The organism is Moraxella bovis (genome assembly GCF_002014975.1).
In the GTDB taxonomy this organism is placed as follows: Bacteria; Pseudomonadota; Gammaproteobacteria; order Pseudomonadales; family Moraxellaceae; genus Moraxella; species Moraxella bovis.
Genome location: NZ_MUXV01000033.1, coordinates 28,870 through 54,064 on the forward strand (window position 1 = coordinate 28,870; position 25,195 = coordinate 54,064).

Sequence of the window (25,195 nt, forward strand, 5' to 3'; positions counted from 1 at the left end):
AATAAAATCTTGAACTTGAGTACTCATATTGGCTCCTTATTCGCCGATGTAGTCATAAATAAAATAACGATTAAAATATGGAATGTCCATAAAAGGACTAAAATCCACTACAATATACTGAACTTTGTAGCAATGATTTCTTTGCCTAAAGCTTGTGTTCTTTTTAGCATAGGGAAAACTCTTAACGTACATAGAATATAACTCATTCCTACTGCCGTTAATAGAAAATATTTTTGAGTTTTTGTTTCCAATACCCTTATAATACAAACACCCTTCCAGTATATTATCTGAATCAAAAGATTTGATAATGGCAATGGGCTTTGCTAAAAAAAAGCATACCAGAAAATATATACTCAAAACAGCCAAAACACAACCGAACATTTCACTTGCTGAGATTTTTTGTTTTTTGGTGGTTTTTTCTTCAATTTCTTCTGTCATATTCCTCCATCCTATAAAAATCTTGAATTTGATTACTCATATTGGCTCCTTATTCGCCGATGTAGTCATAAATAAAATATTGATTTAAAAGGGGAAAATCTGTAAATGGACCGAAATCTATTACAATATATCGAACTTTGTAGCAGTGATTTCTTTGGTTAAAACTAAAGCTTTTTTTGGCATAAGGGAATCTTTTGATAGTCATATTGTATATCATATCTGATTTACCATCAATATGACCCTTAACCATAAATTTAGCACCAATACCCTCATAATACAAACACCCTTCTAATATATTGTCTGAATTAAAGGATTTGAGTATTGCGATGGGTTTTGCGGCAAAAAGATATATTGCAAAATATGCAGATAAAGCAATAAAAAAATAGGCAACTACCTTTTCTGCTAATGTTAGGTCATATTTCTTATTGGAATCTTGCTCCATTGGTCGTCAATCTCCTCTTATACAAAAATAAAATAAATCTTGAATTTGATTACTCATATTGGCTCCTTATTCGCCGATGTAGTCATAAATAAAATAACGATTTAAAAGAGGAAAATCTGTAAATGGACCGAAATCTACTACAATATACTGAACTTTGTAGCAATGATTTCTTTGCCTAAAGCTTGTGTTCTTTTTAGCATAGGGAAAGCTCTTAACATACATAAAATAACTTTCCATTGCTCCGCCATCAATAGAATATATGGTATTATTTTTATTACCAATACCCTCATAATACAGACAACCCTCTAATATATTGTCTGAATTAAAGGATTTGAGTATTGCGATGGGTTTTGCTAAAAAAAGTATATCAGAAAATATATACTCAAAACAGCCAAAACACAACCGAACATTTCACTTGCTGAAATTTTTTGTTTTTTGGTGGTTTGTTCTTTAATTTCTTCTGTCATCTCTCGACCACTCCGCTATCTGCAAAAACCGACAATACACCATCAGCTCTTCAGCTCTGTCATCGCCGAGTATTTTGGCTTTTTCTAGCCAGTATAGACTTTTAGCAAAATCTTTGGGTAGGTATTCACCTTTAAAATAGCACCAGCCTAAAATATAGGTCAGCTCACCATCACCATTTTCTGCCATCATTTCTAGCTGTGTAATAATGGTTGGGTTGGTGGAAATTTGTTCTAATAGAGATTTATAGTGTTTGAGATTGTCAGACATAATGGGATTTTTTTATAAATTTTAGCGATTGTAGCACCAGCAATGGTTGTTTACAGGTATTTTTTAGTGTGTTTACAAAAATATGATGGTTGGTGGGCTAAATAAAAAGCGATGGCGATGTCTGATATTTTGGAATTTGAATTGAAAATGTTGGGTTTCGTATCTCAACCTACGGGCTCTATGGTAGTCATAGACAAAAACTTTTTTAAACAATATAAAATCTAGTTTGATGTGCTAACTAGATGACATTGAGATGGATTTTTTTATATAATCATCAAATTCTCCTATATGCTTAAAGCCTATATTGTTAATATGTCAGTCAAAAGCATTGGTATATGCCTTAAATGTATCGCTTGCTATTCCATCAATAATTAAATGATGATACTCTCCACCAGATTTTGTTTTACTGGTACCATCATAATACATACACCCTCTTATCAAATTATCAGGATTCTTTGCTTTTTTGTCTGCAATCTGACCAAAACCCCAAACTGCCATATAAAATCCAAAGAACAAAGGAATGCCTGCCATCAAATAGCCTGCAATGAGTTGTTTTTTGGTAAGTTCATTACCGTCAAATATTGGATAGCTCATAAAGAAAAATTAGTTGTTAATAATTGATATTGTACAGATATTTACTCATTATTCAATCAATATTTATATGAAATATCTTTATATTGCATATAAATATTGGCTGGTATTAAAGATCTTGGGTAATTGCTTATCATCAAATAAGATTTTGCCTTTGCCGTCAGCATCAAAGATGGTGTCGTGGTCTTTGATGTGGTAGGTGTCGTAGCCTTCGGTGTCGATTAGAGTGTCGTTGCCTTCATCGCCAAAGAATGTATCATTACCAGTTCCGCCATGTAGCATGTCGTGATTGTCATCGCCGTATAGGATGTCATTACCACCACCCGCAAAGATAACACGAGGGTGATCATGCAGATAAACAGAAAATGAAGAAAAATTATCATCGCCATCTGTACCGATAAGATCAAGGGTGTCGTCCGACCAGAATTTGTAATCTTCGGGAATGAGTTCATCAAATATTACAGAAACTGCCTCCATCATTTTGTCTTTAATGTTTACGATGGCATTTGCAACTATATCAAGAATTCTATCTACATGCGTCTAGCTCTCTAATTCGAGTTCGTTCATTGCATTACTAATTGTCGCAAGGCTGGTTGCAAAGACATTAAGTGCTACACCTAACGGGCTCAGTCTCAGTAAACTAACAATCTTCGAAAACATTGCAGAACCATCAGAGAATAGGTCTAGAATCATACTGGTCTTAACACACCCATTATTTTGCTCAGCTATCGTTAATGTGCCAAAGAAATTTTCAATAAAACGATGCCTTAATACAATGCTTTGAACAGCTGTATTAGAGCTCGTAGGTTGGGTTGAATGATAGTGAAACCAAACGGTTTAAATCTTGAAATTGTTAGGTTTCGTGCCTCAATCCAACCTACGGTCTTCTTTTCAAACCCACATTTTTGTCAATTTTTAAAAACTTTAACCCTAGTATTTATAAGGACTTATGCTTAGCTTGGAAAGAGGCTTGTTATACAAAATCCATAAAATAATCACCACGCCAATAGCAAAAGTTAAAAATGCAAAAAGCAAGTGAAACAAACCAAATGCCCAACCAATCAATCTTCCAAACCAACCATTAGATTGTCGCTACGCACAACCTGCTTCAAATAGCCGCAGCAGTAATACTAGAAAAGCAAAAAGCAACCAAATGATAAACCAAATAATATCCCAAGTACCATCTAGGTCGCCAAGTTGCAATGCACCAAAACGTCAAAAAAGGCAATAATATTTTGATTTTACCATGCTTTTCATCAGATTCTTAGCATGTCTTGTTCTTATGGTGTGGCTTACGATGAACCAATTTGACATCTCCAATTTTTTAACTGTTCTCTTGAAATTGTTGAGCAAGAACGTCCTAACATGCTTGCGATTTTACTGGGCTTTATGCCTTGTGCAAGCATTAACATTATCTTTTCTCGTTCATTTATGCTAAGATGTTTGTAGGTGTTCATGGTTACTTTTTTATTTGTGTGGTAACAATATTATCAGTAATGATGAACATCTTTTCATTGGTTGTGATTGGACTGTATGTTTAAGGCTCAAAAACTGCAAAAGAAGATCTCAGGTTACCTTTGTTCAAAGAATTAGGTAGGGTCTGGGGGTGTATTAACCTTCACCATAGTGCAAACTTGCATAATTTGTCAGGCAAGATTACAAAAAGAGAAAACCATATACCAACTATTTGAAAACCATCATACCCAAGCCAATATTAAATGCAGTTTTGGTAAATTTATTGATTGATAAATCATCATTCAACCAGCTGTATGGAAATTATATTTGATGAAATCTACTAAACACTTATCCGTCTTGGTATTATTTTCACGCTTATGGGCAACACCCCAGTCAAGCATGGCTAAAATTGCCAATTGCCCTGCCATTGATGAAAACAACATTCGTTATAGAAGTCATGGCAATTTTGTGGAAGCATCTTACTCCACGCACAATCAAACAAACACAATATACCCAAAGCCAATTGAAAATAAGCAAATACTTTGGCATACTAAGTTATTGGAAAATGACAAAGTGCTAGACCCGCATTTAGAAGCCGATGTTTAGTTTAATATCACTTGCATTCAATACACCACTGATAAACATATTATCGCAACTGATAAACGCAACAGACGATTTATTTTGGATAAACAAACAGGCAAACTTTTACAAACCCAAACATGCGAATTATTATACAATCTAAGGGTTAATGAAATCCCTATTTATCATCAAAACGACATCGCAAAATTAGAGCATTTGGGGGATTATTTATTTGCCCTAAAACGCATTGATTATATCAATCAATCATCATTAGCCATTGATAAAAATGATATGCCTGACAATTATGATGTTGTATTAAATATGCCAAATAACGCTTTTTATTTATTGACAAAGCAAACACTCAAAGACACCCTAAATCTTTTAAAAGATTTTGAAAAAGACAAAATCACTAACACCGAGCATTGGGTCAAAATGACAGCCGAGCAAATGACCGACTGGCATCACAAAACCTATGTCCAACCCAAATTATTACAACGAGCCAACTAATATGTGCCAACTACTTGGAATGAACTGCAACACCCCCACCGACATCGGATTTAGCTTTACAGGCTTTCGCCAGCGTGGGGGCTTGACCGACCACCATGAGGACGGTTTTGGCATTGCGTTTTTTGAAAAAAGCGAATCGGGCAACATCGGGCTTCGCCAATTTCACGACAACAAGCCAAGCTACCTATCGCCCGTGGCGGATTTGATAAACCATTACCCCATAAAAGCCATGAACGTCATCGCCCACATCAGACGGGCGACCACAGGAGAAAAAAGCAACCTATCCAACCTACACCCCTTTGTGCGTGAAGTGTGGGGTGAGCAGTGGGTATTTGCCCACAACGGGCAGATGACAGCGAGCTTTATCAGTCGCACCGAACGCCTACACACCAACGGCAATGCCGAGCATTATACGCCCGTAGGCACGACCGACAGCGAGCTTGCGTTTTGTTACCTGCTAAACCGTCTAAAAGCCACCTTTAAGTCCCGTCCGTCCGATGAGGCGTTATTTGCCTTTTTGACCGCACAATGCCGTTATCTGTCCGCCAATGGGCTTTTTAACTGCTTGATTTCTAATGGTAATTGGCAATTTGCCTACGCAGGCAGTCTGCTTTTTTATCTGACTCGCAAAGCCCCTTTTGGCGAGGCTAATTTGTCAGACGGCGAGATGAGTGTCAATTTTGGCGATTTGACCACCGCCAAAGACAAAGTTACCGTCATCGTTACCATACCGCTCACCAACAACGAAAAATGGCAACAGATTGCCGTGGACGAATGTGTGGTATTTAAGGATGGCGACGTGGTATTTAAGGATACACCCAGCAAAAAAACCTATCTGTCTATCGAAGACGGCATTGCCTTGGCAAGAAGTGTGGGGGCAAGTGTTTAGTTTTGGTATTTTAGATGGTATTAAAAAACCAATCCCAAAAATCAGGCATTTTGTCTATAAATCCTCAATTGATGGATGAAATTTTATCAAAAGTGTGTTAAAGTACACCTATCTTGTAACTGATTATCAAATGATAATCAAAAGAGCTGTGATGATTGACAAAATCAATAATCAGCGACCAAGTCCACGATTTAAAAGGTGATGAACATGGCTTTTACCAACAAAGATTTACGCAAGGCAGGTCTAAAAGTAACCTTGCCCCGCATGAAGATTTTAGAGCTATTAGAGAACGCAGAACACCACCACATGAGTGCCGAAGACGTGTATAAGGCACTTGCCGAGCAAGGTGAAGATGTTGGTTTGGCGACGGTGTACCGTGTGCTGACTCAGTTTGAGCAGGCAGGTATCATTGAACGTCATAATTTTGAAAATAACCTATCGGTGTTTGAGATTGCCCAAGAAGAACACCACGACCATTTGGTGTGTGATGTTTGTGGCAAGATTGAAGAGTTTCATAATGCCATCATCGAAGATGAGCAAGAGAAAATCGCCGAGAAGTATAATTTCAAGCTGTCAGGGCATTCGTTGGTCTTGCATGGCGTGTGCGACAACGAAGAGTGTCAAAAGACCCTTGACCCTGCTAACAAAAGCTAAATCAAGCGTTATAAAAAGACTGGTCATGCCAGTCTTTTTTGTGGGTGTGTCAATTATAATCGCCCATGTCAATAGAGAGTTTGGCAGACTCTTCTTCGACCACAGCATTTTTGCTTTCGAGTTTGATTTGTAGACGTAGGTCGTTCGGGCTATCAGCGTGTTTGAGTGCGTCTTGATAGGTGATTTGTCCTGATTCATACAGGTCGAACAACGCTTGGTCAAAGGTCTGCATACCGATGTCACGAGAGCGTTTCATCACAGGTTTAATCTCGTGAATCTCGCCCTTGCGAATGTAGTCAGCGATGAGCTGTGTACCCAATAAAATCTCAATGGCGGCACGGCGACCTTTGCCATCAGGGGTTGGGATAAGCTGTTGGGCGATGATGGCACGCAAGTTAAGTGACAAGTCCATGAATAACTGTCCGTGTCTGTCCGCTTCAAAGAAGTGAATGATACGGTCGATGGCTTGGTTGGCGTTGTTGGCGTGGAGCGTGGCAAACACCAAGTGACCCGTCTCAGCGTACTGGATGGCATAGCTCATGACTTCACGGTTACGAATCTCACCGATAAGGATGACATCAGGGGCTTGACGTAGAGTGTTTTTTAGACCTTCTTCAAACGAGAGCGTGTCAATACCCACCTCACGCTGAGTGACGATACAGCCTTTGTGCTGATGAACGTATTCAATCGGGTCTTCGATAGTGATGATATGACCACGAGAGTTCTCGTTACGATGGCCAATCATGGCAGCCAGCGTGGTGGATTTACCCGTACCTGTCGCACCCACAAGTAGGATAATGCCACGCTTTTTCATGGCAAGCTCTTTTAGGATGGGTGGTAGGTTCAAATCTTCGGTGGTGGGGATTTGTGTCTCAATCTTACGCAGTACCATCGCTGCCTTGTTGCGCTGAATCATCGCCGACACACGAAAACGAGCTGCTTCGGCTTTGTCAGAGATGGCAAATTGGCACTCGTTGGTCTCATGAAACTCTTTTTTCTGAGCTTCGGTCATGATGCTGGTTACCAGTGCCATGGTCTGCTCGGCGGTTAGTGGCGTTCTGGTCATGGGCAAAATGGTGCCATTGACTTTGAGTGATGGGGGAACGCCTTCGGTGATAAAAAGGTCAGAGCCGTTTTTGGCAATCATCACTTGTAGTAGTTTATCAAAATCCATGTTGCTTCCTTATAAGAACGCTTCTGGCTGTTTGGCATAGACACGTGCCGTCTCTTTGGTAATGGTGCGAGATGCGACCAAGTTCTTTAGGGTCTGGTCAAGGGTAATCATGCCTTCGCCTGCCCCTGTTTGGATGGCAGAGTACATTTGGGCGATTTTGTTTTCACGGATAAGGTTACGAATGGCAGGCGTACCAAGCATAATCTCGTGAGCTGCCACACGACCGCCCCCGACTTTTTTGAGTAGGGCTTGCGAGATAACCGCCTGCAAGGACTCGGATAACATCGCACGAATCATGTCTTTTTCGGCGGCAGGGAATACGTCAATCACACGGTCAATGGTCTTGGCAGCAGAGTTGGTGTGGAGTGTCCCAAACACCAAGTGCCCTGTCTCGGCAGCGGTTAGGGCAAGACGGATGGTCTCTAAGTCACGCATCTCACCGACCAAAATGATGTCAGGGTCTTCACGCAGTGCCGAACGCAAGGCAGCATCAAAGCCTAGGGTATCACGGTGTACTTCACGTTGGTTGACGAGCGATTTTTTGGACTCGTGGACAAACTCGATGGGGTCTTCGATGGTTAGGATATGCTCTTTACGGGTCTCATTAATGTAGTTAATCATCGCAGCGAGCGTGGTCGATTTACCCGAACCTGTCGGACCTGTAACCAGTACCACACCACGTTTAAAGTCGGAGACCTTTTTAAAGACAGGACCCATGCCCAAATCTTCCATGGTCAGAACCTTGGATGGAATGGTACGAAATACCGCACCAGCACCACGGTTTTGGTTAAAGGCGTTCACACGAAAACGAGCCAGACCTGGGATTTCAAACGAGAAGTCAGTTTCTAAAAACTCTTCGTAGTCGGCACGTTGTTTATCATTCATGATGTCATAAATGAGCTTATGCACAGTAGAGTGATCCATCTCGGGGGTGTTGATACGCACCACTTCACCGTCCACACGAATCATGGGCGGTAGTCCTGCCGATAAGTGCAAGTCGGACGCTTTATTTTTTACCACAAAACGCAGTAGGTCTTCAATACTAGGAGCTGACATGGGATTGCCTTAAAATGAATAAACCAGATAAATTATGGGCTTATTATACAATATTTTGCGTTGCCATTAAAGCACGTCCCGTCAGATATTACAATCAGTTTATGCCATTTGTGGGGATTTTCTGCTAAAATACAAAGATTTAAGGAAAAACCATGACACAAGCTCCCCACCATCCATCATCCAACGCACTCATCGAACGGCATACGGCAGTCAAAGAACGCTTAGACGCCATCAATGACACCTACCAAGCCAACCCCAAAGCGGTGCTACTTGCCGTCTCAAAAACCAAGCCATCATCAGACATTGCCACGCTGTATCAGGCAGGACAAAGCCAATTTGGTGAAAATTACTTACAAGAAGCCTTGATAAAAATGAGCGAACTGGCACATCTGCCGATAACATGGCACTACATCGGGCATATTCAGCGGAACAAGACCCGTGACATCGCGATGCATTTTGACTGGGTGCAGACGGTGGAGCGAGCCATCATCGCCGAACGGCTAAACGACCAACGTCCAGATGACCACCCGCCCCTAAACGTGCTTATCCAAATCAACATCGACGATGAAGCGAGTAAATCAGGCTGTCGCATTGATGAGTTGGATGGGTTGGTACAAACCGTGATGGGCTTGCCAAAGCTGACCTTGCGTGGGCTGATGATTATCCCAAGCAAAGACGGTACGGACGCATTTGTCCGTACCAAAGCGATATTCGATGACATCAAAGGGCGTTTTAACCTGCCCGACTTTGATACGCTATCCATGGGCATGAGTGGCGACATGGAGCAGGCGGTCGCCCACGGCTCAACCATGCTGCGAGTGGGGACGGCGATATTTGGCGAGCGGGATTATGGTTGATTTAAAAGGTTATTTAAAAAGTCTTTAAAAGGTTTTTAAATTTATAAAAAATAAAATGGCGTTTTAACACGCCATTTTTTAATATCACTTTATAAGGATTTTACAACACCGAACGGGCGTCTTTGGTAATTTTCTCAATCAGGGCTTTGGCACGTTCGCTGTCTAGCAGTTGATTTTTGCGGTCGTTTTTTAGGGTTTGGCATTGGTCGTACAGCTCCAAGCAAGTCAGTACCAACAGCTCTTCGTTACTGGGGTTTTTTCCTTTGACGGCACGGCGAAGCTCACGGATTTTGTCATTGATGTATGCTCCTGCTTGCTCCAACTGTGCCACTTCATCGACAGGGCAGGTAATGCGGTGCGACGACCCTGCAATGCTCAAATCAACCGCCTTAAAGCTCGGCTTATCCGCCTTATCGGCAGGTTTGGTCAGGGCTTTGGGTGTGGTGTTGCCAATATTGTCAAGCGTGCTGTCGCTTGCTTTTAGAGCAGGCGTGGACGTGGTAGATTTGGCAAAGGCTGGATTTTCTGTGTTTTGGTTGTTTTGGTTTTGGCTTGGATTTTGGTTTGAGCTTAAACTTGGGTTTGAACTTTGGCTTGAATTTAGGTTTGGGTTTTGTTGTGTTTTTTGCTCGGCGGTCTTGCTCGGCTCGCTTGGGGCAAATGTCTCATGCGATGGGCTGACTTTGATGTTATTTTTGGCACCGAATTTGATGGCAGAATGAATGTTCATGAGTGTGTCCTTGTTGATTTTTATTGGTGATTTTGGTTGTCAATTTTGCTAAGCCATGTTTGGATGACTTCGGCACGGCTGATGGCAAGGGCGTTTTTCTCGGCAAGATCCTTGTTTTGTTTGGCTAGGCGTTCGTTGTCTTGACTTAGCTCATCTAGGCGTTTGTCCAGCTCATCTTGGGCGGACAGTAACTCTTTGATACGGGCGTGCAAGGCGCTATTTTCATCTTTGCTTTGGCTGATTTCAAGCTGTAACTGGCTGATTTGACGGGGGCTGTCATCATGTGCCAATTTGTGTTTGAGATTGGCAAGTTCGGTGGCGGTGATGTTATAGCGCGCTTTTAGCTCGGTGATGGTCTGCTCTAAGAGTTGTAATTGGGTTAGCATGGGTGTTCCTAGGATAATGGGCGATAAGCGATTGTTAGCGATGATTGGTGTGTTATTGTAGCATGAGATTTTAAAAACACAAAACGCCCTTGACTTTTGCCAAAATGACGGCATTTATAGGGCAATTTAACCAACAGCGAGAGCCTTATGAGTGACGATTTATCGGGATTTAATGACTGGACAGAAGCATTTAGCACATGGACAGATGTCTCTATCAGCGAGCTACATGGTCTCATGAGTGCTTTGATGACCGCCTGTCATCCCACGGACGTGGCAGGATGGTCGGCGATATTGACCGAGCTTAGCTTTGCCCTGCCCGATGAGAGGGCGTTGGAGCTGTTGGCGGAGTATGGCGAAGACGTGAGTTTTGCCCTAAAAGACAAAGATGACGCCTATGGCTATGAGCCACTGGTGCCTGATGATGAGCATGAGCTGTCTGAGCGGTTTTTGGCACTAAAAGACTGGGCGGAAGGCTTTATCACAGGACTTGGCGTGGCAGAAGTGGCTCTGACGGCGGATGAGCGTGAGCAGGTGGCTGACCTTGCCAAAATCGCCAGTATCCGCCCTGATGAAGAAGATGAGTTTGATGGCGATGAAGAAGAGTATTTGTACTTATTTGAATTTGCCCGTATGGTGCCAGTGAGCCTATCTAACCGCAAACGCAAAAACGTGACGGATTTGTCCATCATCAAAGGCTTATCCCCCGACCGTCTTACCGCCAGCGAAATCCAAAAAGAACACGAAGCCCAAAAGGAGCTGCCCCCTGTGTTTAATGCGATGGATAAAAAGCAATGATATTTCTCTTAAATTTTTAACGCAAAAATCATTCAAGGCGAGTTTGCTAAAAAATAACAGTTTTGTATTGTTTTGTGATAATTTAGCATGATAAAAAGATTGGCTTTGCAAAAATTTGATAAATGCTTTTAGAAGGGTAGTAATACCCTTTTTTATTGTCTTAATAATTATCATATAAATAATTCATCATAAAAATATCTTATCAAAAAATAAAAATTTAAATAAAAAAATTTTTATTAAAAATCAATTATTTATTTATAAAAATTTAATTCTACTTTTAAAATAAAATATTATAACATATCAATTAATTCGCCAATCAATGCTAATCAATTTTTTATTGGGATTAATTTGGAAATTTGTCATTAAAATTTTATTAGCAATCGGCGTTATTTTCTGTTATATTAAATAAAAGCCCACTCATTTGTTCATCAGGAGTATATCATGACCACCATGAAAGCAATGACCTACTATGGCGAAAACGACATTCGTTTTGAAGACCGTCCAAAGCCTACCATCATTGACCCAACCGATGCCATCATCAAAATGACCAAAACCACCATCTGTGGTACTGACCTTGGCATTTGGAAAGGCAAAAACCCAGAAATCGAAGCCACTGCTCGTGAAAAAACGGGCGAGTGGAACGGGCGAATCCTAGGACACGAAGGCATTGGTATCGTTGAAGAAGTCGGTTCTGCCGTCAAAAACTTCAAAAAAGGCGACCGTGTCATTGTATCGTGCATTAGCCGTTGCGGTTCGTGCGAAAACTGCCAAAAACAGCTGTACTCTCATTGCCAACAAAATGGCGGTTGGATTATGGGTTATATGATTGACGGCACGCAAGCTGAATATGTGCGTACGCCATTTGCTGACAACTCGCTATACATTTTGCCTGACAACCTAAACACCGATGTGGCGGTATTCTTGTCTGACGCACTGCCAACAGGCCACGAAATCGGCGTACAATACGGCGATGTCAAACCAGGCGACAGCATTGCCATCGTAGGGGCGGGTCCTGTGGGTATGGGCTGTCTTTTGACAGGTCAGCTGTACTCACCATCTACCATCATCGTGATTGACATGGATGAAAACCGCCTAGCCATGGCAAAAGAAATGGGTGCGACCCACACCATCAACCCAAATAAAGAAGATGCAGTTGCCCGTGTGCTTGAAATCACTGGTGGTCGTGGCGTGGACTGTGCGATGGAAGCCGTTGGTTATCCAGCGACTTGGGATATTTGCCAAAAAATCGTTAAAGAAGGCGGTAACATCGCCAATGTGGGCGTACACGGTCAGCCTGTGAGCTTTGAGCTAAACAAACTTTGGATTAAAAACCTAAAAATCACCACAGGGCTAGTCAACGCCAACACCACAGGCATGCTACTTAAAGCGTGCGAGTGCAGTAAATTGCCAATGGAAAAGCTTGCCACGCACCACTTTAAGTTTAGCGACATCGAAAAAGCCTACGATGTGTTCAAACACGCCAGTGAGACTAAGGCAATGAAAGTGATTATTGAATATTGATTAGTATCTTGCATCAAAAAACCACAAGCTTTAAAGTTTGTGGTTTTTTGATGGATGGGTTAAGACTTTAGTTGATGTTAGCCTGCAAGTTGGGCTTTTGTGCCAAACCCAACGGTTGAGATTTTTACATCCAAAATAGCATAAAACGAGTGCCAGCAACCAGCTTACTAACCCTTTTGACTGTTTTGTACTTGGCGAATAAATACAACCGCTTAGGCGATAATACCCCAGACTTGCAGACATTCATCGTTATTTATGACAAGCCCACGCTGTTTGAGTAAATGTTATTTAAGTAAAGCGTGTCGATCCATATTTTGGGTTTTGCTGACATTACACTCGTCTCCAATGAAAACTCGCCAACCGTTTCATCAAATCAGGATTTTTGACCATAATGTCATCGCCCGTCCGTCCTTGCTCACGGTTATAATAAATCACGTTTAGGCGTAGTAGCCAAAAAATCGTGGCTGAATAGGCAAGCATGACAGGCAGGGCGGTTTTTTCGTTGTCCGTCAAGGGGCGAACGCTTTCATAGCCGTCTATAAAGGCACTCATTTTGTCGGTGTTAAAATTCACGCTCTCGCCGTCTCTTGCATCGCCCCAAGTGGTACAAAAATCATTAATGGTAATGGCAATGTCCATCAAATAATGCTCCACCGACACTTCGGTAAAGTCAAGAAGTCCCGTAAGTGTAGCCGTATCGCCCGAAAAATCCCATAAAGTATTGTCAGTAAACATATCCAAATGGCACAGACCCTTAGGCAAATCGGCGGGCAGATTGGCGTAAGCCTCCCAAATGTCGTTCATCAGGCGAGCTTCATCGGTCGGCATATAGGCGGTTTCACGCTCTTTGACCCTTGTCCAGTCGTACAGTGGCACGCCATAGTTTTCGGCAGGCTCTAAGGTTTGTAGGGTATTGTGCAAGGTGGCAAGTGCTTTGCCCATCTCAAAGCACATTGGCTCATCGGTGGTTTTTGGGTGTGAACCTGAGAGTTTTGGCACAACTAGGATTGCTTTGTTTTCGTATCGCATGACGCAGTCGGTGCCGATGTCATCGCCTTTGGCGGTGAGCTTGACAAGCGGTGGAGCGATTGGTAATTTGTCTTTTAGGGCGTGCATGACGGTTGCCATTTTGATAATATCAGCAGGCACACGCTCTTCAAATAGGGTAAATACATAGCTAAACTCATCGCCCACGTCGCTGTCGGTTTGGATAAACCAGTTGGAATTTTTGATGCCTTGGGTGATTGGAATGGCTTTTTTAAATTTTACGCCAAACAAACCACAAAACGCAAAAAATTCATCATCAGATAGGTGGGTATAGACGGACATGGGTTGGCCTTTTTTGTCAAATAAAAAACTTTATTTTAAAACTTTTTGCAAAAATTTACGACTACTTTTTGACTTTTTAAGCATTGGACTTATTGTAAACTTAAAATTAAAGAAAACCGTTCATGGTGAGCTGTACCTGCCTATAATGGTTTTCCGACCCGCAAGCATGGCTCGGGACGAAAGCAAAGCCTAGTATCGCAAGAAGTTATTATTGATTTCACAAAAGCCAGTCTCAACTTCACCAAATTAATCTTACAAATTTAGTATGAATTTGAAGGGCGAATTTTGATATAATAACAAGTTTAACAAATTTAGCCAAAACGAGCCAAACCATGACAACCGATACGCTAAACACAACAAAGCCAAGCCAAAAACAAGCCGAACTTCTCTGCCCTGCTGGCACTTTTAAAAATATGCAATACGCCTTTGCTTATGGGGCGGATGCGGTGTATGCAGGGCAAGCCCGTTATTCTCTACGAGTGCGTAATAATGATTTTGATGAAGAAAACCTTGCCAAGGGCATTGCCTACGCCCATTCGCTTGGCAAAAAGTTTTATGTGGTGGTCAATATTCAAGCCCACAACGCCAAATTAAAAACCTTTATTGAAGACATTCGCCCCGTCATTGAAATGAAACCCGATGCCTTAATTATGTCGGACGCTGGCATGATTATGATGGTGCGTGAGCATTTTCCGCACCAAGACATTCATCTATCGGTGCAAGCCAATGCCGTCAACTGGGCAACGGTAAAATTTTGGAAACAAATGGGCGTGTCTCGTGTCATTGTCAGCCGTGAGCTGTCCTTAAAAGAAATTAACGAGATTATCAAAGAAGTGCCTGATATGGAGATTGAAGTCTTTGTGCACGGTGCATTGTGTATGGCGTATTCTGGGCGTTGTTTGTTATCAGGCTATATCAATAAACGAGATGCCAATCAAGGCACTTGCACGAATGCCTGCCGATGGAGTTATAATACTTATAAAGCCACAGAAAACGAAACAGGCGATATTGTCCCTGCCAGTCCAGAAGTATTTATCCCCAGTCAAGGCGAGATCAAAAACGTCAATCTAAATGGCGATGTCGTCATGGGTGATGATTATGTAGAAAAGCCGTCCGATGAGGTTGTACTCATTGAAGAACAAGGTCGTAAAGGCGAGCTTATGGCGATGTACGAAGACGAGCACGGCACTTATATTATGAATTCCAAAGATTTGCGTGCAGTGGAATTGGTGCCTGATTTGGTAAACATGGGGGTGTATTCACTCAAAATTGAAGGGCGTACCAAATCGCATTATTATGTGGCACGCACCACCCAAGTGTATCGCCGTGCCATTGATGATGCTTATGACGGCAAGCCATTTGATGTAAGTTTGATTACCGCTTTGGACGGTCTTGCCAATCGTGGCTATACCGAAGGGTTTTTAAGGCGGCACATTCATTCGAATTATCAAAATTATGAACACGGCTCATCAAAAACCGACCACCAGCAATTTGTGGCGGAAGTTTTGGATATTAATGACGAGAAATTAACTTTGACCGTCAAAAATAAATTAAGCAGGGGCGATGAAATTGAGATTATGACCCCACAAGGCAATTTGATTTATACCCTTGATAAACTGTGGGATAAAAAAGGCAATGAAATAGGCTCCGCCTTAGGCTCTGGTTGGGTATGCCAAATCATTAATCCTTTTAAAGACATGGATAAAGAAATCTTAAAATTTGCGTTGGTGATGAAAAAGGTAGATGAGCCAATTTTTACTTGATTAATTTTTTAATATTTAAATGAGAGAGACTCCACGATGAATAACAGTAAAGTTTTATTAAAAGTAGAAGATTTTCGTGCCATTGGCAAAGCTGAAATTAAATTGGACGGCATTACTGTTGTCGCAGGTGTGAATGGCTGTGGCAAAAGCACTTTATCCAAACTTTTGTATTGGGTTTATCGTGGGGCAACTGATTTTAAGGTTTTGGCTGACTCATATCTAAAAAACAATTTGCAGATAATTAATAGGCTAATTGTATTTTTCATACAATCTATACACTATGAACTTGCGGATGATGATGCCAATGAGGGTATGGATATTAGGCTAATAAAATTAAAAAATATATCAGAAGTTCATACCACAATGATTCAATGGTCGGAAATATTTAATCAAAAAAATATTGACCGTCAAGAAATTATCGAATTTCTTAATAAAATAAAAAAACAATTCCAATCAATAAAAAAATTAAGTAAAAACGACAGGGAAATCTTTATTGATGTAATCAAAGACGCTCTTAGTGATTATCCAGATTTGGAAAGAGATGTATTGGATTTAACCGAAAGTGGATATTTCTCCGAATATAATATATTAGATTTTTTGATTGGTTTTTCCAATTATATCTTTGATAGTTATAAAAAAGATATAATCTCTAAACCTAGAATTTACTTAGATTCCCAAATAATGGATATTTTTCACACTAAATATCCGCCAACCTTACTAGAAATATCAGAAAATGAACTACCGATATTTAAAACTGATTACGAATTTTTATCAGAACCTTATTGGATAGATAATGTGATTTATATTGATACGCCAATGTTTTTTCAAAACTCTGGTACCGAACATTGGAATGATGTCAATGAAAAACTTAAAAAACGCCCTGAATACTACAACGATAAGGTCAATACAAAAGAAATTGACACTTTGATTAAAAGTGAGATTTTGACAGGGCAAGCAGAGATTAAGTTTAATGAATTAAATAGCAGTTTTACCTTTATTACACCAACAGGGGCAGAAATTGATTTAAGTGATAGTGCTACAGGTATAAAAGCCTTTGCAGTATTGGATTTATTATTAAAAAATAAATCTATCAATGATAAAACTTTGTTGATTTTGGATGAACCAGAAGCTCATTTACACCCACAATGGGTAATTGAGTTTGGGCATTTATTGACCTTAATTCATAAATACATTGGAGCAAAAGTATTTGTGGCAACCCACAGCCCTGATATGGTGCAAGCCTTACGCTACATTCCGAACAAAGAAGGTATCGGCGAGCGTGTAAATTTTTATTTAGCCAAAGCTGATGATGGCAAAAATGGTCAGTTTATCTACCAAGATTTAAAGGGTGAAATAGATGATATTTTTTCATCATTTAATATCTCTTTAGACAAATTGGCAAAATATGGAGAGGATTGATGAAATATTGTCAAGATTACCCATATTATGATTTGCAAGATAACTTTTCTGGAAATTTTTATATTATAAAATCCATTCACGAGTTAATTTGTAAAGATGACGATAGTGGCAAAGAAGCCTATATTGATGATGATACACCCATATTTAGTGATGAATGGCTCGCTTTGGATTTGGACGCATTGGAAAGGGAGCTATCTCAAAAACGAACTGATAAAAATATCAAGAACTCTATGGATATGGGATTTGTAGTTTCTGATGGTAACAATAAGGCATTTGTTTTGGTTGAGATGCGGTATAATTTCTTGAAATTCAACAACATTACAAGAGATGATTTAAACAATAAAGTATATTATTCTACTATTTGTGTAAAAAATACTTTAAATATAAAAATTTATACAAAAAAATATTTTTTATTTGCTAAAAACAAAGTAGAACAAGGCAGAAATAGATTAAATCGTATGAATCCAGAATGTTCGCCAGATTATGAGACGTTAGGAACTCGTGATTTGTACGAGTTGTTTTTTCAATAATTTTTTAAATAAGGCGTTAAAATGAATTTAAATCCCAACATCAACATCAATGCAGGGCGGTTATATACCGCTTTGCAGGACAATAGTGTTTTTGTTAAAAATAAAACTGATGATGACATTATAAAAGTTGCCTTAGAATTAGATTATTCTACTTTTGTGCAACTACAAGAATTATTGTCTGATTTATCGCCAAAAAAACCAACAAAACCAAAAACCTTATATGATGTGTGTATGGAATATAAGGCGATTGGTGATATGGATTTTGATATTCCTGAATTTAAAGATTTACCACCAGATTTTAGCGAATTGGAAACTTTATTTGATGATTGAGAAAGCATAATGATTTTACTTGATGCCAATGTGATTTCCGAAATCAGAAAAATAGAACAAAATAAAGCCAACGCTAATGTAGTGGCTTGGGCAAACACTTTGGATTTTTCAAAAGTCTATTTAAGTGCGATTGTGATTGGGGAATTAAAACTTGGGGTTTTACTAAAACGCCATAATCACGATTTTGTGCAAGCAGATGTTTTGGAAGATTGGCTAAATAACTGGGTTTTAGCAAAATTTGCCAATAGAATTTTGCCAGTTGATGAACAAGTGGCTCAAATTTATGCCAGTTTAAATGTTCCAAGCCCCAAAAGTACCAATGACGCTTATATCGCTTCAACCGCCATCGTCCATAATTTAACCATTGCCACTCGCAATGTTAAAGATTTTGATGGTATGCCCGTTAAGTTAATCAATCCTTTTGAATTTCTAGCATAACCACTTAGGAGACCTTATGAACATCAAATACCCTGCTTTGATACTGTGTGCCATTCTAGCCCAAAGTCCTTTGACCGCTACCGCCTTTACTCACACACCCACCCACAGCACCACATCGGGACTCACCTATCGCATCATCCAAGATGGTCATGGCAAAAAACCCGCCTTGCACGATGAGGTAGAAATTCGTTTTACTTCCTACAATGCCAAAGGTGAAGTCTTAGAAGGCACATTAAACGGCGTGCCTGTGATTTTGCACGTCAGCGAAATGTTTGTAGGATTGCAAGAAAGCCTGCTTTTAATGCCCGTGGGTGCAACTTATGAATTTGACATTCCCGCTCATTTAGGCTACCAAGAAGAAGGCAAAAGCGGTAGGCAAGCCGCCAAATACCGCATTGAGCTTTTGCGTATCAATCCTTAATTTTAGTACATAAACATTATGTGCGATAATGCCTATTATTTTTTAAAAGGAACAGCTATGACCACTCAAACCCGCATTAACGAAATCCAAGCCATTTATAAAGAATGGCTTGCCGTCCACGAACGCCTACAAAGTGCCAAACAAGATTTGGCAAAAAGTGCCGATCTGATGGGCAAATTGGAGCATTTTTATTTTGATGGCGAGTATCGTGAGTTTTTTGAGCAGATTGAAAACGGCTTGGCAGTGGATTTGACGACCGATGGTGAGTACAGCGTGATGAGCGAAGATGCGATTTGGAATGCCATTGCCGACCATGACAGCACGCTGTGGGATTTTATGCGATTTGCCGTGAAACACTTGGACAAAGCTGGCGAATAATGGCACTAAAAATCACCGCCGAGTGCATCAACTGCGACATTTGCGAGCCAGAATGCCCCAACGATGCAATCAGCTACGACCAAAAAGGACAAAAAACCTATGTCATCAACCCCGACCTATGCACCGAGTGCGTGGGTTTTTATGATGAGCCAACTTGCGATAAAGTTTGCCCGATTGACTGTATCATCAAAGACCCCGACCGCCCTGAATCGCCTGACGATTTGATGGCAAAATATAAACGGATTTGGGGGAGGTGACCCCCATTTTACCTTTACCGTTTTAGCTCTCCATGCCCTTTTTGGCGTCCTTAACCGCTTTTTTGCCCCGACCATACCAATGCCAGCCTTTTTTGGCAAGTCTGACCGCTTTGGTGATGTTGCTCTCGGTAAAACTCGCCTCCCCCATTGGCACGACCACACTATTGCCATGCTCATCCACCACTGTTTTGGCATCAGCATTAAAGCCGTCTGTGTCGCTGTTGTGGTCGGCATTTTGGGCAGTCATCCGCACCACAGACTCTTTGGCTCGTAGCGGGGCGGTCTTAAACAGCTCTACCAAACTCATGTCCAGCTCATCTTTGGCAATACCCTCAATCCGCTCCAAGTTACGATACAGCTCCACGCACCATGGGTCATATTCCGCTTTATTTAAGGCACTCATCTCATCTTTGATGGGCAGAGGATAAGGCATGATTTTATAAAACTGCCACAAGCTCACGGTGTTCAAGTCCGTGCGTAGGGTGTATTCATCATTTTCAGTGCGAGTGATGAGTTCGTTGGTCGCCAACTCATCGATGTACAGATTCCATTTTGGCGTCTCTTTACGTCCCAGCACGCCCCGCAGTTCAGCTTCGCTTGCTGTCTCGCCCACTTGATATTTTTTATAAATCAAATTAAGCATGTCAAGCAGGCTAAGCAGTGGATGACGTACCGCCACTTCTTTGCTGTCAAAGATGGTAAGCGTGTAGCTCATCTCCACCCCGAGCAATATCAAGTTCCACGACAGATACAGCCACATCAAAAACACAGGAATGGCAGCGAACGCCCCATAGATGGCTTCATAACTGGTGAAGTTGGTCATGACTGTCCCAAAGACCGTCTTTAAGGTCTCAAAGAGTATCGCCACGACCACGCCTGCAATGGCGGCATTTTTTAGGGGAACTTTAACCTTGGGGATGAACCAGTACATGGCGATAAAGCCACCGACCGTGAACAAGAATGAGATGATTTTTGCCCATATCCCCCAATCAATGCCATAGCCTGCCACTTGCTGATTTAAAAACGATAGCCCCGAGATGGTACTGGACGCACCAAATGCCACGCCCAAAATGATGGGGGCGACCGTAATCATCGTCCAATAACGGACAATGCTTGCCATGCCCCCTGTGCGTTCTGAGACTCGCCAAATTTGGTTAAACGCCGTCTCAATGGTGATGAGCGTCATGATGGTCGTCACAAAAACACCCGCCACCCCGACAATCCCTAGATTGCTGGATTTTTCGGCAAAGTTGTCCATGTGCTGAGAAATCGCCGCCCCCGATGACGGTATAAGATTGCTATAAATGGCTTGCTGTACCTGCCCACGCACTTCCTCTAAGGCAGGCACGCTTGAAAAAACCACGAGTATCACCGTCAGAATCGGCACAAGCGACAACAGCGTGGTATAAGTCAAGCTGGCAGCTTTTTGGGTGCAGTTATCATCCAAAAAGTGACGCACCAGCAGGCGAATATACATAAACCAAGAATGATGGGCAAACGGCAGTTTGTTAAGAAGTTGAATCATGAGCTTTGGGGTGGTTTTCGGTATAAATCAATATTAAAATTTAACGTAGTTTAACAAATATTACCACAAAATTGCTTTATGTTTGTGTAATTTTTTAAAAAAACATCAATGATAACTTTGGCTAAATTTTGGGTATAATAGGATAATTTATCACGCCATCATTATCATGACAAAGCCCACATCAGACAAAGCACCCAAGCCCATTATTCCCATACAGTCCACCCTTCGCCGAGCATGGGTGGTGTGGCTGTTGTATTGCCTTATCATTTATCCTGTGCTTGCCAGCCTAGCGTTTGGTAGTACAGGTCGTGCCAATCTGGGCATGAATGGGGGCGTGGGGACTGGCATGGTGTTTGGCGTGATATGGCAATTTGCCAAACTCATCCCCGCCCTACTACTCACCCCCACCATCAAGCGGGCGGACGCCCCTTATGGGCTGATTGTAGCAAGTTTGGTCATGCTTATTTATTTGGGCTTTGTGGGCGTATATTGGTTTATTCATGTCTTTGAGCATTCGCCCATGTATATCAGCGTGGGGTTTGGCTTTGAGACGTTATTACTGCTTATCATCAATGTCTTATTGTTTATCCTGTTAAGACGCCTACCGCCCATGCACAAAAACAAAATAAGAAAATAGTTGAAAATAGTTGAAAATAGTTGAAAATAGTTGAAAATAGTTGAAAATAGTTGAAAATAATCAGGCAAAATCATGATAACTTATAAAAAATACCTACCCCTACTCATCGGCTTATCACTTATCCCAACCGCCTTTGCCCATGACACACCGCCCGAGAGCAGCACTCGCACATCGCTCATCTATGATAGGCACGCCGAGCAGTTGGGGTATCATGGCACCAGCATGGGGCAGTTTGGCACGTCAGGGCATGACAGACCACGCTCACAGCCCCTAGCTCCGAACATCGTTACTGGCACTCGCTTTAACGAGCAGTACATCAATCGCCAAATCGCCCTGTGGTCATTACGCCAAATCAACAGCTCCATGCCACTCATTGACGACCCATGGACAAATCAAGTCATCAATGACATGACTGCCCAAATGAACGCCATAGTTCGCACCCAGTCGCTCATCGCCACGCCCATCATCAATGACAGCAGTATCAACGCCTTTGCCGTACCAGGGGGCGTCATCGGCATGAACACAGGCACGATACTATCGGCAGGCGAGCTTGATGAAGTGGCAAGCGTCATCGCTCACGAAATCGCCCATTTATCCCAACGCCACTACGAACACAGCCAAGACAACAACAAAAAACTCATCGCCCTACAAATCGGCGGACTACTGGCAGCCCTAGCCGCAAGCTCGGTCAGTGGCGACATGGCAGCAGCTGCCATGATAGGTTCACAAACCGCCACCGCAGAGACGGCAGCCAATCACAGTCGTGAGCATGAGCGAGAAGCGGACAGAATGGGTCAGCAGATTTTGGTGCAGGCAGGCTATGACGCTGCCGCCATGCCCCGCTTTTTTGAACGCCTATATAAACAGCTCTCTCTAACCACCTACAAAAACGCCTTTGTACCGAGCTTTATCCAGTCGCACCCCTTTACTGCCGAACGCCTGAGCGAATCGATAAGCCGTGCCAAAGGCTATCCTGTACCAAGTATGGTCGCCCGTGAACAGCAAGCCCGCCTCTTTGACAAGCTGACATGGCGACTTCGCTATCTGACCAAACAGTCAGGTCTGGATGAGCTGACCATTCACGCCAAACGCAGTGACGGGGCAAGGCTTACTCTTATCATGTATCTGGCGGACAACGCACGCACTGATGAAGCCCTACGCCTATTTACCAACGCTTCTTTTGACCCGTCTGACCCACTTGTCTGCCTAACCCACGCCCATGCACTCACCAAGATGAACGACCACGCCCAAGCCGTGTCGGTGCTGTCATCTTGCCAAGCGATATACCCCGAACGCCGAGATTTACGCCTACATTTGGCGGACGCATATGTCAGTACAGGCGAGACTGCCAAAGCATTGGCACTGCTAAACCCCTTGACCGAGCGTACACCCCACGATAGGCAGGCGTGGCAAGGGATACAGCACGCCTACGAAAAATCACGCATGGACAAAAACATCGCCACCATACACGCCCTACACGCCCGCTCGCAGGTAGAGCTGTGGGGTGGTAAATATGACGGAGCCTTGCAATCCAACGCCCAAGCCACCAAAGTCGCCAAAGCCTACCACCCAAATCTACTACCCATGTTGGAGCAAAGCAAGGTAATGATGATACAGGCTAAGGACTATAAGCCTTGATTTGCGTTGTAATTTGGGTTATGATTGATGTTTTTAAAAATAAGGACTGATAAAAGAGTATGATTTATTAAAGGTGATAAAAAAGCATTGCCAATATAGCAATGCTTTTTGATAGATAAATTAACCTTATAAATACGCCTTAATCTTCTCCACAAGCTCATCCACTTGCTCTTTGGTGGTGTCAAAACTCATCATCAGACGTATCTCCCCCGTTTCATCATTCCAATCATAAAAATGAAAGTCATCGTGTAGTTTTGTAACCACATCGGGTGGCAATATGGCAAATACAGCATTGCTCTGGACTTTTTGGGTGATGACAACGCCGTCTAAGTCTTTGATTTGGCTGTATAAATAGCTTGCCATGTCGTTACTATGTTTAGCAAGCGACAGCCACAGTTCTTGTTCAAACCACGCCACAAATTGAGCTGAGATGAACCGCATTTTTGATGCCAGTTGCATGCTAGATTTGCGTAAGTGCAAAATATCCTTGTCCAGTTTGGGATTTAAAAACACCAAACATTCGCCCATCATCATGCCATTTTTGGTACCACCGAGCGAGAGTACATCAGCAAACTGGGCAATGTCCACCAAACGACAACCCAAGTGGGCAGCCGCATTTGACAGCCTTGCCCCGTCAATGTAGAGATACAGCCCAAACTCATCACAAGCTTGGCGGATATTGGCAAGCTCATCAAGACTATAACAAGTGCCAAGCTCAGTGGTTTGACTAATATAGACCGCACGAGCCTGTGGGTGGTGCTCGGATGGGCGAATAAAGTGGCGGATTTTTTGGGGATCTAGCTTGCCATCATCACTATCAATCACCAACAGCTTAATCCCTGCAACATACTGCGGAGCGATACTTTCATCATTGTTGATGTGGGCGTGATTGGTGCAGATAACCGCACCAAATCGTGGTAATATCGCCGACAATCCCAAAACATTCGCCCCTGTGCCGTTAAAAACAGGATAGCCAACTGCCTGCTCGCCAAAGGTTTGTTTGATATGCTCTGCCAGAGCTTGGCTGTGGCTATCGTAACCGTATGCCTTGTCATGTCCGTTATTGGCACTAATAAGTGCGTCCATGATGGCAGGATGTACGCCTGAATAGTTGTCGGAGGCAAAAGCAAAATTATGTTGGGCGTTCGTACTCATGCGGTCAATGCCTTTTTGACAAGTACTGAGATGACAGCAGGGTCAGCTTGCCCTGCGGTCTTGTCTTTGACAGTGTTCATCACACGCCCCATGTCTTTCATGCCAGACGCGCCAAGCTCGCCAATGGTCTCATTGATGATGGCGATGAGCTTGTCATCGGACAACTGCTCGGGCAAAAAGGCAGAGATGACGTCAATCTCAAACTGCTCTTTTTGTGCCAAATCATCACGCCCATTGGCGGTATAAATACCCAAAGACTCTTGACGCTGTTTGATTTGTTTTTGTAAAATCGCCAATACATCTTTGTCGTCAAGCTCGGTTTGTCCATCAATCTCTACTTGTTTGATGACGGCTTGCACGTTACGCAAAACCTTGACTTGCTCCATGTTTTTAGCTTTCATGGCGGTTTTGATGGTGTCGGTTAAGGTAGTTTTTAGGGTCATGAGTGTCTCCTGTTAAATGGTATATTTTAGCAAATTTGGGTTAGATTTGCGATAAAATTAATCATGATTTGGCAACTTGCAAAACAAATATTCATATTATATAATCAAAAACCCCAAAATTTA

General features: G+C 42.1%; 31 protein-coding genes and 1 pseudogene. 18 read left to right on the forward strand and 14 right to left on the reverse strand.

Annotation, left to right across the window (positions count from 1 at the left end):
* Nucleotides 1–36: 36 nt before the first annotated feature.
* The 6 genes and pseudogenes from B0182_RS08445 to B0182_RS08470 form a co-directional block, all read right to left on the reverse strand.
* Entirely contained in the window at nt 37–438 is a 402-nt protein-coding gene (locus tag B0182_RS08445; protein WP_078274507.1) for a hypothetical protein, read from the reverse strand.
* A 49-nt stretch (nt 439–487) separates the two neighbouring features.
* Nucleotides 488–880 carry a hypothetical protein gene (locus B0182_RS08450; RefSeq protein WP_078274508.1) on the reverse strand — a complete coding sequence of 131 codons (393 nt, stop codon included), beginning with the start codon at nt 878–880 and terminating at the stop codon, nt 488–490.
* Nucleotides 881–1,330: 450 nt separating this feature from the next.
* Nucleotides 1,331–1,615: a sel1 repeat family protein gene (locus B0182_RS08455; RefSeq protein WP_078274509.1), complete on the reverse strand. Its 285-nt coding sequence runs from the start codon at nt 1,613–1,615 to the stop codon at nt 1,331–1,333.
* A 315-nt stretch (nt 1,616–1,930) separates the two neighbouring features.
* Nucleotides 1,931–2,209 (reverse strand): hypothetical protein, encoded by a 279-nt coding sequence (locus B0182_RS08460; RefSeq protein ID WP_078274510.1) that lies wholly within the window; start codon nt 2,207–2,209, stop codon nt 1,931–1,933.
* Between the two features lie 78 nt (nt 2,210–2,287).
* Nucleotides 2,288–2,683, reverse strand: a complete 396-nt coding sequence (locus tag B0182_RS15195; RefSeq protein ID WP_078274511.1) for a hypothetical protein — start codon at nt 2,681–2,683, stop codon at nt 2,288–2,290.
* Nucleotides 2,684–3,525: 842 nt separating this feature from the next.
* Nucleotides 3,526–3,663: pseudogene (locus B0182_RS08470) on the reverse strand (helix-turn-helix domain-containing protein); the annotation flags it as partial.
* Between the two features lie 325 nt (nt 3,664–3,988).
* Between B0182_RS08470 and B0182_RS08475 the strand changes: the two are divergent.
* The 4 genes from B0182_RS08475 to fur all read left to right on the forward strand — a co-directional run bounded on the left by B0182_RS08475 (nt 3,989) and on the right by fur (nt 6,290).
* The gene (locus B0182_RS08475) at nt 3,989–4,267 is read left to right on the forward strand and encodes a hypothetical protein (protein WP_158079665.1); all 279 of its coding nucleotides are present in this window, start codon (nt 3,989–3,991) and stop codon (nt 4,265–4,267) included.
* 75 nt (nt 4,268–4,342) lie between these two features.
* On the forward strand, nt 4,343–4,747 hold the full coding sequence (locus tag B0182_RS08480; protein ID WP_078274514.1) for a hypothetical protein: 405 nt from the start codon (nt 4,343–4,345) through the stop codon (nt 4,745–4,747).
* 1 nt (nt 4,748) lies between these two features.
* Nucleotides 4,749–5,636: a class II glutamine amidotransferase gene (locus tag B0182_RS08485; RefSeq protein ID WP_078274515.1), complete on the forward strand. Its 888-nt coding sequence runs from the start codon at nt 4,749–4,751 to the stop codon at nt 5,634–5,636.
* Nucleotides 5,637–5,843: 207 nt separating this feature from the next.
* The gene (gene fur / locus B0182_RS08490) at nt 5,844–6,290 is read left to right on the forward strand and encodes a ferric iron uptake transcriptional regulator (protein ID WP_029102984.1); all 447 of its coding nucleotides are present in this window, start codon (nt 5,844–5,846) and stop codon (nt 6,288–6,290) included.
* A gap of 49 nt (nt 6,291–6,339) precedes the next feature.
* Here the strand turns inward: fur and B0182_RS08495 are convergent, their stop codons facing one another.
* Together B0182_RS08495 and B0182_RS08500 are read right to left on the reverse strand one after the other, a co-directional pair.
* Nucleotides 6,340–7,464 (reverse strand): PilT/PilU family type 4a pilus ATPase, encoded by a 1,125-nt coding sequence (locus B0182_RS08495; RefSeq protein ID WP_078274516.1) that lies wholly within the window; start codon nt 7,462–7,464, stop codon nt 6,340–6,342.
* Nucleotides 7,465–7,473: 9 nt separating this feature from the next.
* A complete protein-coding gene (locus B0182_RS08500; protein ID WP_078274517.1) occupies nt 7,474–8,520 on the reverse strand; it encodes a type IV pilus twitching motility protein PilT in 1,047 nt (348 codons plus the stop codon).
* 152 nt (nt 8,521–8,672) lie between these two features.
* Between B0182_RS08500 and B0182_RS08505 the strand changes: the two genes are divergently transcribed.
* Nucleotides 8,673–9,377, forward strand: coding sequence for a YggS family pyridoxal phosphate-dependent enzyme (locus B0182_RS08505; RefSeq protein WP_078274518.1), 705 nt, complete (start codon nt 8,673–8,675; stop codon nt 9,375–9,377).
* Between the two features lie 100 nt (nt 9,378–9,477).
* Here the strand turns inward: B0182_RS08505 and B0182_RS14615 are convergent, their stop codons facing one another.
* Together B0182_RS14615 and B0182_RS08515 are read right to left on the reverse strand one after the other, a co-directional pair.
* The gene (locus B0182_RS14615; RefSeq protein ID WP_078274519.1) at nt 9,478–10,107 is read right to left on the reverse strand and encodes a cell division protein ZapA; all 630 of its coding nucleotides are present in this window, start codon (nt 10,105–10,107) and stop codon (nt 9,478–9,480) included.
* 20 nt (nt 10,108–10,127) lie between these two features.
* On the reverse strand, nt 10,128–10,493 hold the full coding sequence (locus B0182_RS08515; RefSeq protein ID WP_078274520.1) for a hypothetical protein: 366 nt from the start codon (nt 10,491–10,493) through the stop codon (nt 10,128–10,130).
* A 147-nt stretch (nt 10,494–10,640) separates the two neighbouring features.
* Here B0182_RS08515 and B0182_RS08520 point away from each other — a divergent pair, with 147 nt between their 5' ends.
* The 3 genes from B0182_RS08520 (at nt 10,641) to B0182_RS15200 (ending at nt 13,090) form a co-directional block, all read left to right on the forward strand.
* Nucleotides 10,641–11,288 (forward strand): UPF0149 family protein, encoded by a 648-nt coding sequence (locus B0182_RS08520; protein ID WP_078274521.1) that lies wholly within the window; start codon nt 10,641–10,643, stop codon nt 11,286–11,288.
* A gap of 441 nt (nt 11,289–11,729) precedes the next feature.
* On the forward strand, nt 11,730–12,809 hold the full coding sequence (locus B0182_RS08525) for a zinc-dependent alcohol dehydrogenase family protein (protein WP_078274522.1): 1,080 nt from the start codon (nt 11,730–11,732) through the stop codon (nt 12,807–12,809).
* Nucleotides 12,810–12,958: 149 nt separating this feature from the next.
* A complete protein-coding gene (locus B0182_RS15200) occupies nt 12,959–13,090 on the forward strand; it encodes a hypothetical protein (protein ID WP_264676517.1) in 132 nt (43 codons plus the stop codon).
* Between the two features lie 49 nt (nt 13,091–13,139).
* On the opposite strand, the gene B0182_RS08530 is transcribed toward B0182_RS15200, so the two are convergent.
* Nucleotides 13,140–14,138, reverse strand: coding sequence for a homoserine kinase (locus tag B0182_RS08530; RefSeq protein WP_078274523.1), 999 nt, complete (start codon nt 14,136–14,138; stop codon nt 13,140–13,142).
* Nucleotides 14,139–14,470: 332 nt separating this feature from the next.
* Here B0182_RS08530 and trhP point away from each other — a divergent pair, with 332 nt between their 5' ends.
* The 8 genes from trhP to B0182_RS08575 are packed head-to-tail and all read left to right on the forward strand — an operon-like array spanning nt 14,471 to nt 19,674.
* Nucleotides 14,471–15,901 carry a prephenate-dependent tRNA uridine(34) hydroxylase TrhP gene (gene trhP, locus B0182_RS08540; protein WP_078274525.1) on the forward strand — a complete coding sequence of 477 codons (1,431 nt, stop codon included), beginning with the start codon at nt 14,471–14,473 and terminating at the stop codon, nt 15,899–15,901.
* Nucleotides 15,902–15,937: 36 nt separating this feature from the next.
* Entirely contained in the window at nt 15,938–17,320 is a 1,383-nt protein-coding gene (locus B0182_RS08545; protein ID WP_078274526.1) for an AAA family ATPase, read from the forward strand.
* Nucleotides 17,320–17,850: a hypothetical protein gene (locus tag B0182_RS08550; protein ID WP_078274527.1), complete on the forward strand. Its 531-nt coding sequence runs from the start codon at nt 17,320–17,322 to the stop codon at nt 17,848–17,850. The genes B0182_RS08545 and B0182_RS08550 overlap by 1 nt, the downstream gene beginning before the upstream one ends.
* A gap of 21 nt (nt 17,851–17,871) precedes the next feature.
* A complete protein-coding gene (locus B0182_RS08555) occupies nt 17,872–18,180 on the forward strand; it encodes a hypothetical protein (protein WP_078274528.1) in 309 nt (102 codons plus the stop codon).
* Between the two features lie 9 nt (nt 18,181–18,189).
* A complete protein-coding gene (locus B0182_RS08560) occupies nt 18,190–18,618 on the forward strand; it encodes a type II toxin-antitoxin system VapC family toxin (protein ID WP_078274529.1) in 429 nt (142 codons plus the stop codon).
* Nucleotides 18,619–18,634: 16 nt separating this feature from the next.
* Complete coding sequence (locus B0182_RS08565; protein ID WP_078274530.1) at nt 18,635–19,039, forward strand: FKBP-type peptidyl-prolyl cis-trans isomerase; 405 nt, start codon at nt 18,635–18,637, stop codon at nt 19,037–19,039.
* Nucleotides 19,040–19,096: 57 nt separating this feature from the next.
* Nucleotides 19,097–19,417 (forward strand): DUF4298 domain-containing protein, encoded by a 321-nt coding sequence (locus B0182_RS08570; RefSeq protein ID WP_158079666.1) that lies wholly within the window; start codon nt 19,097–19,099, stop codon nt 19,415–19,417.
* Nucleotides 19,417–19,674 carry a YfhL family 4Fe-4S dicluster ferredoxin gene (locus B0182_RS08575; RefSeq protein ID WP_078274532.1) on the forward strand — a complete coding sequence of 86 codons (258 nt, stop codon included), beginning with the start codon at nt 19,417–19,419 and terminating at the stop codon, nt 19,672–19,674. The genes B0182_RS08570 and B0182_RS08575 overlap by 1 nt, the downstream gene beginning before the upstream one ends.
* Before the next feature lie 22 nt (nt 19,675–19,696).
* Here B0182_RS08575 and B0182_RS08580 read toward each other — a convergent pair whose 3' ends face one another.
* Nucleotides 19,697–21,199 (reverse strand): YihY family inner membrane protein, encoded by a 1,503-nt coding sequence (locus B0182_RS08580; protein ID WP_078274533.1) that lies wholly within the window; start codon nt 21,197–21,199, stop codon nt 19,697–19,699.
* A gap of 166 nt (nt 21,200–21,365) precedes the next feature.
* On the opposite strand from B0182_RS08580, the gene B0182_RS08585 reads away from it, so the two are divergent.
* Nucleotides 21,366–21,836 (forward strand): hypothetical protein, encoded by a 471-nt coding sequence (locus tag B0182_RS08585; protein ID WP_078274534.1) that lies wholly within the window; start codon nt 21,366–21,368, stop codon nt 21,834–21,836.
* 72 nt (nt 21,837–21,908) lie between these two features.
* Nucleotides 21,909–23,474 carry a M48 family metalloprotease gene (locus B0182_RS08590; RefSeq protein WP_078274535.1) on the forward strand — a complete coding sequence of 522 codons (1,566 nt, stop codon included), beginning with the start codon at nt 21,909–21,911 and terminating at the stop codon, nt 23,472–23,474.
* A 126-nt stretch (nt 23,475–23,600) separates the two neighbouring features.
* On the opposite strand, the gene B0182_RS08595 is transcribed toward B0182_RS08590, so the two are convergent.
* Together B0182_RS08595 and B0182_RS08600 are read right to left on the reverse strand one after the other, a co-directional pair.
* Nucleotides 23,601–24,629 carry a threonine aldolase family protein gene (locus B0182_RS08595; protein ID WP_078274536.1) on the reverse strand — a complete coding sequence of 343 codons (1,029 nt, stop codon included), beginning with the start codon at nt 24,627–24,629 and terminating at the stop codon, nt 23,601–23,603.
* Nucleotides 24,626–25,072, reverse strand: coding sequence for a GatB/YqeY domain-containing protein (locus tag B0182_RS08600; RefSeq protein WP_078274537.1), 447 nt, complete (start codon nt 25,070–25,072; stop codon nt 24,626–24,628). The genes B0182_RS08595 and B0182_RS08600 overlap by 4 nt, the downstream gene beginning before the upstream one ends.
* Nucleotides 25,073–25,195 lie beyond the last annotated feature (123 nt).

Bases quoted from the DNA above. Each gene is read 5' to 3' on its own strand.
- B0182_RS08445 (WP_078274507.1), bottom strand. From the start codon at position 438: ATGACAGAAGAAATTGAAGAAAAAACCACCAAAAAACAAAAAATCTCA.
- B0182_RS08450 (WP_078274508.1), bottom strand. From the start codon at position 880: ATGGAGCAAGATTCCAATAAGAAATATGACCTAACATTAGCAGAAAAG.
- B0182_RS08455 (WP_078274509.1), bottom strand. From the start codon at position 1,615: ATGTCTGACAATCTCAAACACTATAAATCTCTATTAGAACAAATTTCC.
- B0182_RS08460 (WP_078274510.1), bottom strand. From the start codon at position 2,209: ATGAGCTATCCAATATTTGACGGTAATGAACTTACCAAAAAACAACTC.
- B0182_RS15195 (WP_078274511.1), bottom strand. From the start codon at position 2,683: ATGGAGGCAGTTTCTGTAATATTTGATGAACTCATTCCCGAAGATTAC.
- B0182_RS08485 (WP_078274515.1), top strand. From the start codon at position 4,749: ATGTGCCAACTACTTGGAATGAACTGCAACACCCCCACCGACATCGGA.
- fur (WP_029102984.1), top strand. From the start codon at position 5,844: ATGGCTTTTACCAACAAAGATTTACGCAAGGCAGGTCTAAAAGTAACC.
- B0182_RS08495 (WP_078274516.1), bottom strand. From the start codon at position 7,464: ATGGATTTTGATAAACTACTACAAGTGATGATTGCCAAAAACGGCTCT.
- B0182_RS08500 (WP_078274517.1), bottom strand. From the start codon at position 8,520: ATGTCAGCTCCTAGTATTGAAGACCTACTGCGTTTTGTGGTAAAAAAT.
- B0182_RS08505 (WP_078274518.1), top strand. From the start codon at position 8,673: ATGACACAAGCTCCCCACCATCCATCATCCAACGCACTCATCGAACGG.
- B0182_RS14615 (WP_078274519.1), bottom strand. From the start codon at position 10,107: ATGAACATTCATTCTGCCATCAAATTCGGTGCCAAAAATAACATCAAA.
- B0182_RS08515 (WP_078274520.1), bottom strand. From the start codon at position 10,493: ATGCTAACCCAATTACAACTCTTAGAGCAGACCATCACCGAGCTAAAA.
- B0182_RS08520 (WP_078274521.1), top strand. From the start codon at position 10,641: ATGAGTGACGATTTATCGGGATTTAATGACTGGACAGAAGCATTTAGC.
- B0182_RS08525 (WP_078274522.1), top strand. From the start codon at position 11,730: ATGACCACCATGAAAGCAATGACCTACTATGGCGAAAACGACATTCGT.
- B0182_RS08530 (WP_078274523.1), bottom strand. From the start codon at position 14,138: ATGTCCGTCTATACCCACCTATCTGATGATGAATTTTTTGCGTTTTGT.
- trhP (WP_078274525.1), top strand. From the start codon at position 14,471: ATGACAACCGATACGCTAAACACAACAAAGCCAAGCCAAAAACAAGCC.
- B0182_RS08545 (WP_078274526.1), top strand. From the start codon at position 15,938: ATGAATAACAGTAAAGTTTTATTAAAAGTAGAAGATTTTCGTGCCATT.
- B0182_RS08550 (WP_078274527.1), top strand. From the start codon at position 17,320: ATGAAATATTGTCAAGATTACCCATATTATGATTTGCAAGATAACTTT.
- B0182_RS08555 (WP_078274528.1), top strand. From the start codon at position 17,872: ATGAATTTAAATCCCAACATCAACATCAATGCAGGGCGGTTATATACC.
- B0182_RS08560 (WP_078274529.1), top strand. From the start codon at position 18,190: ATGATTTTACTTGATGCCAATGTGATTTCCGAAATCAGAAAAATAGAA.
- B0182_RS08565 (WP_078274530.1), top strand. From the start codon at position 18,635: ATGAACATCAAATACCCTGCTTTGATACTGTGTGCCATTCTAGCCCAA.
- B0182_RS08570 (WP_158079666.1), top strand. From the start codon at position 19,097: ATGACCACTCAAACCCGCATTAACGAAATCCAAGCCATTTATAAAGAA.
- B0182_RS08575 (WP_078274532.1), top strand. From the start codon at position 19,417: ATGGCACTAAAAATCACCGCCGAGTGCATCAACTGCGACATTTGCGAG.
- B0182_RS08580 (WP_078274533.1), bottom strand. From the start codon at position 21,199: ATGATTCAACTTCTTAACAAACTGCCGTTTGCCCATCATTCTTGGTTT.
- B0182_RS08585 (WP_078274534.1), top strand. From the start codon at position 21,366: ATGACAAAGCCCACATCAGACAAAGCACCCAAGCCCATTATTCCCATA.
- B0182_RS08590 (WP_078274535.1), top strand. From the start codon at position 21,909: ATGATAACTTATAAAAAATACCTACCCCTACTCATCGGCTTATCACTT.
- B0182_RS08595 (WP_078274536.1), bottom strand. From the start codon at position 24,629: ATGAGTACGAACGCCCAACATAATTTTGCTTTTGCCTCCGACAACTAT.
- B0182_RS08600 (WP_078274537.1), bottom strand. From the start codon at position 25,072: ATGACCCTAAAAACTACCTTAACCGACACCATCAAAACCGCCATGAAA.